Origin of the sequence: Marinicella meishanensis (genome assembly GCF_019931145.1) — a bacterium.
GTDB lineage: Bacteria > Pseudomonadota > Gammaproteobacteria > Xanthomonadales > Marinicellaceae > Marinicella > Marinicella meishanensis.
In genome coordinates, this window is the sequence record NZ_JAIOUV010000010.1 from 60690 (window position 1) to 72542 (window position 11853).

The following is an 11853-nucleotide window of genomic DNA, read 5'->3' on the forward strand; positions in this document are numbered from 1 at the left end:
CCATGCAAGAATGGATCCACATGCTGCCCAAAGCCGAGTTGCACATGCACATCGAAGGTTCCTTGGAGCCCGAACTGATGTTTCAACTGGCCGAGCGCAACGGCATTGAATTGCCTTATGCTTCGGTCGCAGAACTCAAAGCCCATTATGACTTCAACAACCTGCAGGAATTCCTCGATATTTATTACCTGGGTTGTGATGTGTTGCGCACCGAAGCGGATTTTTATGATTTGGCTTGGGCTTATTTGCAGCGGGCCCGCGAAGACCACGTGGTGCACACCGAGATCTTTTTTGATCCCCAGTCGCACACCGATCGTGGCATCGCCTTTGAGACCGTGATCAATGGCCTGTACCGGGCGTTCAAAGACGGCGAAAGCCAACTGGGCATCAGTTTTCACATCATCGCCTGTTTCTTGCGGCACCTGCCGGAACAGGCGGCACTGGATTTGTATCCGGAAATTCTGAAGCACCGAGACAAAATCATCGGCATCGGCTTGGACTCCTCTGAGCTCGGGCACCCACCTGAAAAATACCTCAGGGTGTTTCAGCAAGCCAAACAAGACGGTTTCAAAGTGGTGGCACACGCCGGCGAAGAAGGCCCGGCTGAATATGTGCGACAAGCCATCGACCTGTTGGCGGTGGACCGCATTGACCATGGCAACCGCTGTTTGGACGATGAATTCCTCACCGCCCAAATCGCCCAAAAAGGCTTGGCCCTGACCGTTTGTCCGCTGTCGAACTTAAAACTCAAAGTGGTCAAAGACTTGGCCCTGCATCCGATCAAAACCATGCTGCACAAAGGCCTGTTGGCCACCATCAATTCCGATGACCCGGCTTATTTTGGGGGTTACATCAACGACAACTTCAAGCAGTTGGCCGACGCCGTTGGTTTGTCAGAAGACGAAATTTTCACCCTGGTGGAAAATTCATTCAAGGCCAGCTTCCTGCCAGATGACATCAAAAGCATCCACCTCAAAGCGTTGAATGCTTTTGGCTGAGTTGCGTTCGGACAGACAGGGCTTACAATGACGCCAGCACCCGCTGGCGTTGTTGGTTCAATTCGAACTCATAAATGCTCAAAAACTCTTGGCTGAAATCGGTGTTGAGCACTTCTGTCAACATCGGCAGATGTTCGCCGCGCCAATAACCCCGGCTGCCCCCTTTCTTGTATTCGGCATAAAACAATTGTGCTGACTGATCATACTCACCTTTGACGGCGGCCACCATCGCTTGGCGAAAATCATTGTTCAATTCTGGGAATTCAGCCAACAGTTGTTCCAACTCATTGATCAAGCGAGCGGCCTTCTCCGCCTCGCCAGTCACTTGCCACAAGTGAATCATGTTGATGGTGCTGTCAAAGTTTTCGGCGGTCACCGCAAACTGGCCGACCTCGGTGCCTGGGTACAAGCGCAGGTAATTGGCAATGGCTTGTTCGTGTTCACCCAGCAGCATTTGGTAAAACGTGAGGTTGCCCAGATAGCTGTACTCATTGGGGTTGAGTTGAAACGCCCGATCAAAACGATCAGCGGCTTGCTGATAATTGCCCTGATACATGTCGAGGGAAGCCTCGACGTAGATCAGTTTTTCATAACCCGGTGATTGCAGCTTGATTTCCTCGATGGTGGTCTGGGCCTGATCGGTCAAACCCAAATCCATATACAGGGATGCCAATTCGGCTTTGCGTGAGACATTGCCTGGGTCTTGTTTGATGGCGATGCGTTGCCATTTGATCGCCTCATCCAGTTTGCCTTGGTTGGAATACACCATGGCTTTGCCACCGGCCGCACCTGGGTAATCTGGCGACAGTTCAACGATCCGCTCGAATTGTTCCAAGGCTTCATCATGGCGACCTTTGCCTGACAATATGGCACCAATGTTGGTCTGCACCACCGGTGAAATGGGATCCAGTTCCACCGCTTTGCGGTACATCGCCAAAGCTTGGTCGGTTTGCCCCATGCGGTCCAATAAATTGCCATACCAATGGTAAGCGGTGGGATAATTGGGATTCAATTCCAAGGCCATTTCAAAGGCATTCTTGGCCCCTTCCAAGTCGTCTTTCTCCGCCAAATAGTTGGCGCGGCTGGTGTGGGCTTCGGCCAGTTGGGGATCCAGTGCAAGTGCCTTTTCAATCAACGGCAAACCTTGTTCCATCATGTTGGCTTCACTGACATCACTGTATTCATTCAATAAGCTCCAGGTATCGGCTTGACCCACATAGGCCAAGGCATAGTCTGGGTCCAATTCAGTGGCTTTTTGAAACAAGCTCAAGGCTTGGTACAGCGATTGGGTGTTCCGATTCAACAACCGTTGCCGCCCGGCCAGATAGGCATTGTAGGCATCCAGGTTGTCGGTTTGCTGCTTGCCCAGGGACTGCACTTCGGCATCGGTCAGCTGGGCCTTCAGGGCATTGGCGATTTCTTGTGACACTTCGGTTTGGATGCGAAAAATGTTGCTGGCAGTCAGCTCGCGGTTGTAGGTTTCTGCCCACAAGGGTTCTTCGCTTTGGGCATCAACCAATTTGACATTGAGCCGCACCTGATCGCCCACCCGTTGCACCCCACCTTCGACGATGTGGGCCACACCCAATTGGCTGGCAATGGCCCTGATCGGCATGTCGGTGCTTTGGTAGTTCAGCACCGAAGTGCGGGAAATCACTTTCAAAGCCGAAATTTTCGACAGGGAAGTGATCAAATCATCATGGATCCCCACGGTGAAGGGCTCATTGTCGCTGGTGTTCGCCACATTGGTGAACGGCAACACCGCCAGCGATTTGTCATCGATGTTGGCGGTGACCGGAATGAATTCCGCATCGACCATTTCCTGCGTGGACGCATCTGTGGCCGCCGGTTCTGGCTCATCGCTCCAATGTTGCCACAGGCTCATGACGCCGACCACCACCAACACCCCCAAGGTCAGGTAATCCAATTTTTTCGCGGTGCGCTGTTCATTGGCCTCATCACGGACCACATCTTTGTCGCGTTTGATGCCTTCGGGGGTCATTTCAAAAGCCCAGGCAAACAAAATGGTGGGGATCAAGCCCAACAACACCAGGGCCATTAACAAGCGGTTGGCACTGGCATCCACTTCCAAGGCCTCGAACACCACATCACCCACTTGCAGCAACAACCAAGCGATGACCACATAGGCCGCGGTCACCCGGAATACATTGCGCCGTTTTAATTCCTGGAAAATACTCATCAAAGCATTGTACGCGTTTCTCTGGTGATTTTTCAATCACCGAAGGGGCCTCAGATCAGAATCTCACTGGGGACTACCAGACCCAGATCGGAGCCAAAAAAAACGGCGCCAAAGCGCCGTTTTGGGGTTCCGGCAAAACCAATGATCAACAATCAAAATTGCCGCGGAAGATGATGTCAGTCAGGGCACAAGATGTTTTTGAGGCACCGTAATGTTCGCCCAAGGGGTTGTCCACCGCCAAGGCCGTGACCGCCCCGGTACAGACATCGATGGTGCCATAGGTGTTGGTACCGCCGCCGGTGTAAATGTAGCCATACATCCGCTGATCCTCGCGGTCATAGGTGATGTCTTGGGCAAAATTGGCATTCAAGCCGGTGGGGCCCACCACCGTCGCGGCACCACTGGTTGGATCAATGGTGTAGATGTTGTCATCGCCAATGTCGTGACCATATAAGGTGCCATTACAGTCACTGGTGATGGCGATCAATAAGGGTGTGGTGGTTTGTGAACCCACCACGGTCAACTCGCCGGTGACGAGGTCACAGGTGTATAAAGTGGTGGTGGTCCCGTCGGTGCTGGTCGCGTAACACTTGCCATCCGGCCCAATGGCCAAGCCGGTCACGGTGTCGGGTGCCGGCACATTGGTCAAGGGGCCGATGATGTTCAAGGCGCCGTTGCTTTGGTCGATGGAAACCAGATTCTTGTTGATGTTTTCCAACCCATACAACACATTGCCATTCTCATCGAATGCCATGGCAAATATATCGCTGGCGACCACGCCCAGTGTGTTTTGCGTGGAGAAATCATCCACTGGATGGGTGGACATGGTGTCGGTCGACCGACTCTCATAGATATAGGAAGTGGCAACAGATCCTCCGCGCACCGATTTGCTCACCGGCAATGACTTGTGCTCTACTGGCACAAAATTGGAGCACACTTCAGGCTCCTGTTGCAGGGAACCAGCCTGATGCAAGTAAGCACAGAAATCATTGACCCCTGCCTGGGCCGACGCTGCCAGCCACAGACCCATTAAGGTCAGTCCTTTGATCAAGATATTTTTGCGTTTCATAACAGCCACCTCTTTCTTATACAATAATGGCGCCTATGATGGCACAAGAATGCCATCATTGCCAGCCATTGGCGCATTGATTTTGGGCTGAATATATGGGGGTGAGATGGCCCTGGCACCGAATGGACCAGGGCCTGACATTTTAACCGTTTCAGCTTTTGACCAGTTGTGACAAATCCGCCACCATGCCAGTCAGTCGACCGACCTGAGTGAGTTGGGTCAAGCGATTGATTTTGATCGCCTCATCCTCGGCGTTGACCATCACATCGACAAAATAACGGTCCAAGGGGTCGGCCAGTTGTGACAACAGTGCATAGGCTTGGGCATAGTTTTGGGCCTCAACCAAAGAGGTCAGCTGTCCTGCCACCTCATTCAATTGTTGATACAAGTCATGCTCCACCTCTGCCTCAAACAAAGCCGTGTCGACCTGATTTAGATACACATCCACTGCCAGGTCCTGGGCGGACTTGGCGATGATGTTGTGCGAGCGTTTGTTGGCTTCAATCAAAGATGACGCAAAGTCCTGGGTCTTGAAGGCCTGGGTGGCCTGCACCCGGGCATCGAAATCCACCAAATCATCAGGCCTGACACCACTGACAGCCCCAACCACATCATGCGGCACACCCTGGGATTGGTATTGGTTTTTCAATCGATCCAGGAAAAATCCAAAGACTTCAGCTTTGATGGCATCGTCTACAGCAAAACCCAAGTTGTCGAATGCTTGACCCAATAATTTTTGATGATTGATGCGAAGGCGGCAGTCTTTCAAAATGTTGATCACCGACAAAGCCGCGCGGCGCAGGGCAAAAGGGTCTTTCGAACCCGAAGGTTTCTTGCCCACGGCAAAAATACCACACAGGGTGTCCACCTTGTCGGCCACGGAAATTGCCTGACCCAGTGCCGTTGCCGGCAAATCATCGCCCACAAAACGCGGCAGGTACTGATCGCGAATGGCTTGGGCCACCGCATCAGACTCCCCTTGTGCGGCGGCATAGTAGCCACCCATCAATCCTTGCAAATCAGGAAACTCATCGACCATGTCGCTCATCAGGTCTGTTTTCAACAACTCGGCAGCCCGATCGGCATCGGCCAGTTGAAAATCCATTTTTGGCTTCATCCAATGCAACAGCGACTTGATGCGCTGACACTTGTCGGCAATGGTGCCCAAGGTTTTTTCAAACACCATTTTTTCCAACAAGGGGATGTTATCTGCCAGGGGCCTGGCTTGGTCTTTTTCCCAAAAAAAGCGGGCATCGGCCAGCCGTGGGGTGATGACTTTTTCAAAGCCTTTTTTGACCGCTTCGGGGTTGCTGGATTCGATGTTGGCCATGGCCACAAAATACGGCATCAGCTCGCCCTTTGAGTTCTCCACCGGGAAATACTTTTGGTGTTTTTCCATCGATGAAATCAAAGCTTCTTTGGGCACCGACAAAAAGTCTTGGCTGAATTCACCCAGCACCGCCACTGGTTTTTCCACTATGCTGGAGACCTCGGCCAATAAGTCTGGATCGATTTTCACCACCCCATTGATGCCTTGGGCGGCTTGGGTGGCCAGGTCTGTGATCAGCTGTTCGCGGGCGCTTTGGTCAACCATGATGTCGGCTTGTTGCAACACCGACACATAATCTTTGGCGTGAGGGATGTGGATGGTTTCATGGTGATGAAAGCGATGACCCAGACTGGCCGAGCCCGCTTGGATGCCGAACAACTCCATGGTGACGACCTGATCATCCAACAGCAACACCATCCAGTGGACCGGTCGAATGAAACTGAATTCGTTGTCGCCCCAACGCATCGGCTTGGGAATCGGCAGTTGTTTGATGGCCTGGGCGATGTACTCAGGCAACACCTGGTCAATGCGCAAACCGGCTTCCTGCACCGTGTGAGTCAGGTACTCGCCTTTGTCGGTGTCGACCCGCGACAGTTCGCTCACCTCGACGCCCAAAGAGCGGGCAAAACCCAGCGCCGCCGGCTTGGGTTCGCCAGCCTCATCAAAGGCCGCGGCCACCGCTGGGCCCCGCTTTTCCAGCCGCTGATCGGCCAGCTGTTGGTCAATGCCAAACAACTGAAAAGCCAGTCGCCGTGGTGAGGCGAACCAGCGTGACTCGGTTTGGTCCCAATTGAAACCGGCCTCAGCCAGCTGTCGGGTGACGCCATCAAACAAGGCTTGGGACAAGCCATACAAGGCTTTTGGTGGTAATTCTTCACAACCCAATTCAAACAAGATGTCTGCCATGATCAAGCCTCCTTGCTTTGGTTTTTCAACACCGGAAAGCCCAAAGCTTCACGGGATTGGTAGTACATTTGCGCCACTTGTTTGGACATGTTGCGCACTTTGAGGATGAACTGCTGCCGCTCGGTGACACTGATCGCTTTGCGCGCATCCAATAAGTTGAACAGGTGCGAGGCTTTCAAGGCCTTTTCATAGGCGGGCAGTGGCAAGGCTTGTTCGATCAAAGCCAAACAGGCCTGTTCGGCTTCATTGAAGGCCGTGAACAAGGCCGGCACGTCGGCATGCTCAAAGTTGTAAGCCGATTGTTCCACTTCGTTCTGATGGTAAACATCGCCATAGGTGACGGTGCCATTGGGCGTTTCGGCCCAAATCAGATCGAAGATGCTGTCTTTGTTTTGCAGGTACATGGCCAGGCGTTCCAAACCATAGGTGATTTCACCCATCACCGGTTTGCATTCCAAGCCACCGACTTGTTGGAAGTAGGTGAATTGAGTGACTTCCATGCCATTGAGCCACACTTCCCAACCCAGGCCCCAGGCCCCCAAAGTCGGTGATTCCCAGTTGTCTTCCAAAAAACGGATGTCGTGCTCCAAGGAATCCACGCCGATGGCCGCCAACGATTGCAAGTACAAATCCTGGATGTTTCTGGGCGATGGTTTGAGCACCACTTGGAACTGATAATAGTGCTGCAAGCGGTTGGGATTTTCACCATAACGGCCGTCGGTGGGTCGGCGACATGGTTGCACATAGGCACTGTTCCAGGGCTCGGGTCCGATGGCCCTGAGGAAGGTGGCCGGGTGAAACGTGCCCGCCCCCACTTCCAAGTCCAGCGGCTGGATGATCACGCAGCCATAGGCCGCCCAAAATTCTTGTAATTTGAGGATCAGGTCCTGAAAAGTCAGGCACTGAGTTGGGTTGTTTTCCATGGGTTGATTCCAGGACAAAGCAAAACCCTGCATTATACTGAAAGTCCGCGCCAAATCACCATCCCTGGTGTGTATTTAATGCTTTATTGCCACCCGCCCTGGTCCCAATCCATCACGTCCCACTCCCAAGCTTGCACTTGACAATCAACCTGCACATCATCCACCCCACCGACCGGCAGCGCTGGGCCTGAATTTTGGCTCAAGGCACAGCTTTGGGTTTGTGGTTGGGACGGCAATGTGGCCACCTCAACCCGCCAGGCATGCCCGGCCAAAACAGGCAACTCAAAGACAAAGCGGCCATTGTTGTTGATTGCCAGGGTTTCATTGCCAGAGACACTGATCAAGGACAGGGTCAACGGCGAGGATGACAAGCCGGTTACCGAACCGGCCACCAGGAAGCGGTTTTCAAAGCCGGTTTTGAACACCAAATCCTGGGCCATTCCAGGGCCAGCCAGCAGCAACCAGCCCAAAGTCATCATTGTTTTCATCGTGCGCATGACCACTGCCTCCATCAATCATCTTCCAGCAGGGTGCCAGCCACCCAATCGGCGGATCCGAAGGCATCGCGGTTGAAGCCACCACTGACGGTCGACTCGGTGCCAATGGTCAGGTTGGAACGACCACCGGTCACCGAGGACCAGGTGGCTGCGGCGCCGGTCTGGTTGAGGAAGCCGCCAGTGACCACCGATTGGCGGCCATTGGTGATGTTGTTTTCGCCACCCAAAATGGCGCTGTATTCGGCTTGGGCGCTGTTTTCCCAGCCGCCACTGACCACGGCATACAAGCCCGAAGCGACGTTGTCAGCCCCACCACTGACCACACTGTAGGAGCCGCTGGCCACATTGCCGATGCCACCATGCACACTGCCATAGGCTTGGCTGGCTTCGTTTTGCCGGCCACCGGTGACGCTGGTGCGGTTGGCGGTAGCCAAATTTTGGTAGCCACCAGCGATGCTGGCATGGGCGCCAGAGGCGGTGTTGGTGTCGCCACCACTGACCGCCGCATAGGTGCCAGAGGCCACATTGTCTTCCCCGCCCAAAATGGCCGCGTGCACGCCGGTGACTTGGTTGTCATTGCCACCCACGATGACCGAGCGGTCTTGGGTGATCAAATTTTGTGAGCCCCCCACGATCACCGAGTCGACATCCCTGACGCGGTTGGCCGAGCCACCCAAGATGCTGGCATGGCTGCTGTTGGAGATGTTGTACTTACCGGCCACAATGGCGCCGCCAGAGACGTAAGAATTACCGGTGCCCATGATCAAGTTGTGCGAGCCGCTGTGTTGGTGTTCACCCCAGGTGCCGCCATTCGCCTGACAATCGGTGGCATTGTTGTATTGTCCTTTGGAACAAAATGCCCCTGGCAGCACCGCATTGTCCCAGTTGTGACCAATGATCAAGTTACCCAGGCCATTGAAGGTGGTGTCATTCACGCTCTGATCAAAGCCGTTGATGATTTGCACATTGATGCCATCGAACACCGCCGTCTCATAACCGTCATAACTGCCCATCCTGAGGTGACCATCCAGCGCCAGCACCGAGTTACTTTGTAATGCGGAGATGGTGGCCTGTTGTTGTGTCACCAGCGTTTGCAGGGCCGTGATCTGGGCTTGCAAATCAGCCAAATCGATCTCGGCAGCGGCCAAGCGCGTGTGGTTGTCATTGACCGCACTGGCGGTGGCATTGAAGTTGTCATTCACTTCATGGGCCCGGGCTGGGGTGTTGGGGCTGAACACATTGGGTAAATTCAGCTCGGCGGCAGGGACGGTGAATGACCACAACATCCCGATGATGATGGCTGCTCTCATGGCAAGGCTCCTGTCAATTAATGATGCCAGCATCCTACTGCCCACCACCGCTCAGGGCTTCTGAAAAGTCCTGAATAAATCTGCCTTGTGGCCATACCTGTACAAAAAACATGACTTCATACCCCTCAGAATTCACCCCGGCGTTGTTACAATGTTTGGCTTTTCACACCGAGACTGAATGCCATGAAGCCGATTGTTTATTTTTTGATGGGGTTGTTGTGCTGCGCCAGCGTTGCCGCCCAGGAAGCCATCACCTACCAACAACCACCCCAAGCCATTGTGGATTTGATCGACATCGAACGGGCCCCGTCGGTGATCGCCAATGACGACAAAAGCCACATGTTGTTGCTGTATCGGGATCAATACAAATCCATCGCCGACCTATCGGCCAAAGAGTTGCGCCTGGCTGGCCTGCGCATCAACCCCAAAACCAACATCGGCAGTCGCACCACTTTTTACAACAACCTGCGCTTGATGGAGGTGGCCAGCCGCGCCATCCATGACATCCAAGGTTTACCCGCTGACCCACGTTTGGCCAATTTCAATTGGTCGCATGACCAAAGCAAAGTGGCATTCACCCACACCAGTGAAAACGGGGTTGAGCTGTGGTATGCCGACTTGACCAATCGCCAGGCCAAACAACTGACCCCACCGCATTTGAATGCCAACATGGGTTCGGTGATCAGCTGGTTCAAAGACGACGAATCCTTGTTGGTGAAAAAACTGCCGGCAGACCGCAAAGCCTTGATTGACGGTGCTGATGCCATCCCCACGGGGCCCACGGTGTCCAACAGTGACGGTTCCAAGGCCCAAAACCGCACGTATCAAGACCTGTTGAAAAATACCAACGATGAATTCAACTTTGAACAGTTGGCCCACGCCGAACTGGTAAAAGTCAACCTGAAAGGCAAAAGCAAGGCCTGGCAACCCAGCGCCATGTACACCTCGGTTGATTTTTCACCGGACGGCAAGTACGTCGCCGTGACTCAGGTCCAACGGCCCTTTTCATACCTGGTGCCTTACCGCCGCTTCCCGCAGCTGACCCAAATTTTCAAAGCCAACGGCCAGTTGGTCAGCAACTTCAACACCGTGCCATTGACCGAAGAAATTCCCAAAGGATTCATGGCTGTGCGCGAAGGCAAGCGCGATTTGCAATGGCGGGCCGATCAACCGGCCACCATGGTGTGGGCCGAGGCCCTGGATGGCGGTGATCCGGAACAAGAAGTGAGTCACCGCGATGAGGTGTTTCAAGTGGCCGCTCCATTCGATGGTCAACCCGAAAGCCTGTTCAAAACCATTGACCGCTTTTATCAGGTGATCTGGGGGGATGCCAACCACGCCCTGTTTTATGACTACTGGTGGAACACCCGCCTGGTCAGAACCTCGATGTTTGATCCATCCAAGTTGGACCAAAGTCCTGTAGAGCTCAACCGCAGAAATTATCAGGATGCCTATGCCGACCCCGGTAACTTTGTCACCGTGCCCAATGAATGGGGTCAGGATGTGCTGTTGATTGAAGACCAACAAGCCTATCTGATTGGTGACGGTTTCACCGCCGACGGTCAGTTCCCTTTCATTGACCAATATGACCTGCAAAGCAAAACCACCACCCGCATGTATCAATCGGCTTACACCGACAAAATTGAGGACCTGCGTGATGCCATTGACATGGGGGCCGGTACGGTGTTGGTGCGCATCGAATCACCCACCGAGTTTCCAAACTATTACATCCGCAACATCAAAGACGAAAGCCTCACCCAAATCACCGATTTTGCCAACCCATTTGCGTCGATTGCAGGCATCCACAAAGAAGTGATCACCTACCAACGTGATGACGGTCTGGAACTGTCTGGGGTGTTGTATTTGCCGGCCGACTATGACTTTGAAAACAAGCCCAAACTGCCGATGGTATTGTGGGCTTATCCGACCGAGTTCAAAGACAAAAACAGCGCCTCGCAAAACACCAACAACCCCAATGAATTCACTTATCCGTACTACGGTTCAATGATTTATTGGGTGACCCAGGGTTATGCCATTTTGGACGATGCCTCGTTCCCCATTGTCGGCGAAGGCGATGAAGAACCCAATGACACTTTCGTCAAGCAACTGGTGGCCAATGGCCGCGCGGCGATTGATGCGGTGGACCAGATGGGTTACATCGATCGCAGCCGGGTGGGCGTGGCGGGCCATTCCTATGGCGCCTTCATGACCGCCAATTTGCTCAGTCATTCAGATGATTTTGCCGCCGGCATTGCCCGCAGCGGCGCGTACAACCGCACCCTCACCCCGTTTGGTTTCCAAGCCGAAGAACGCAACTATTGGGAAGCCCCGGAGATCTATTACAACATGTCCCCGTTCATGCACGCCGATACCATGAACGAGCCGTTGTTGTTGATCCATGGAGAAGCGGACAACAATTCCGGCACCTACCCGCTGCAGACCGAACGTTACTTCAACGCCCTCAAGGGCTTGGGCGCCACCGCCCGCATGGTGATGTTACCGAAAGAAAGCCACGGTTATCGGGCCAAAGAATCCATCTTGCATGTGATTTGGGAACAACACCAATGGCTGGAAAAATACGTCAAAAACAAAACGGATTGAGGCCATTCTGGGCGAGTCA

General features: G+C 53.6%; 8 protein-coding genes. 2 read left to right on the plus strand and 6 right to left on the minus strand.

What is annotated here, in order from left to right; translation table 11 throughout:
• Nucleotides 1-2: 2 nt before the first annotated feature.
• Complete coding sequence (locus K7G70_RS15895) at nucleotides 3-998, plus strand: adenosine deaminase (RefSeq protein WP_223789642.1); 996 nt, start codon at nucleotides 3-5, stop codon at nucleotides 996-998.
• 22 nt (nucleotides 999-1020) lie between these two features.
• On the opposite strand, the gene K7G70_RS15900 is transcribed toward K7G70_RS15895, so the two are convergent.
• The 6 genes from K7G70_RS15900 to K7G70_RS15925 form a co-directional block, all read right to left on the minus strand.
• On the minus strand, nucleotides 1021-3198 hold the full coding sequence (locus tag K7G70_RS15900; protein ID WP_223789643.1) for a tetratricopeptide repeat protein: 2178 nt from the start codon (nucleotides 3196-3198) through the stop codon (nucleotides 1021-1023).
• Between the two features lie 145 nt (nucleotides 3199-3343).
• Nucleotides 3344-4267, minus strand: a complete 924-nt coding sequence (locus tag K7G70_RS15905) for a DUF6923 family protein (RefSeq protein ID WP_223789644.1) — start codon at nucleotides 4265-4267, stop codon at nucleotides 3344-3346.
• Between the two features lie 151 nt (nucleotides 4268-4418).
• Nucleotides 4419-6503: a glycine--tRNA ligase subunit beta gene (gene glyS, locus K7G70_RS15910; protein ID WP_223789645.1), complete on the minus strand. Its 2085-nt coding sequence runs from the start codon at nucleotides 6501-6503 to the stop codon at nucleotides 4419-4421.
• Nucleotides 6504-6505: 2 nt separating this feature from the next.
• A complete protein-coding gene (gene glyQ, locus K7G70_RS15915) occupies nucleotides 6506-7426 on the minus strand; it encodes a glycine--tRNA ligase subunit alpha (RefSeq protein WP_223789646.1) in 921 nt (306 codons plus the stop codon).
• Nucleotides 7427-7509: 83 nt separating this feature from the next.
• Nucleotides 7510-7914, minus strand: a complete 405-nt coding sequence (locus K7G70_RS15920) for a hypothetical protein (protein ID WP_223789647.1) — start codon at nucleotides 7912-7914, stop codon at nucleotides 7510-7512.
• 23 nt (nucleotides 7915-7937) lie between these two features.
• Complete coding sequence (locus K7G70_RS15925) at nucleotides 7938-9233, minus strand: hypothetical protein (RefSeq protein WP_223789648.1); 1296 nt, start codon at nucleotides 9231-9233, stop codon at nucleotides 7938-7940.
• 183 nt (nucleotides 9234-9416) lie between these two features.
• Here K7G70_RS15925 and K7G70_RS15930 point away from each other — a divergent pair, with 183 nt between their 5' ends.
• Nucleotides 9417-11834: an alpha/beta hydrolase family protein gene (locus K7G70_RS15930; protein WP_223789649.1), complete on the plus strand. Its 2418-nt coding sequence runs from the start codon at nucleotides 9417-9419 to the stop codon at nucleotides 11832-11834.
• Nucleotides 11835-11853 lie beyond the last annotated feature (19 nt).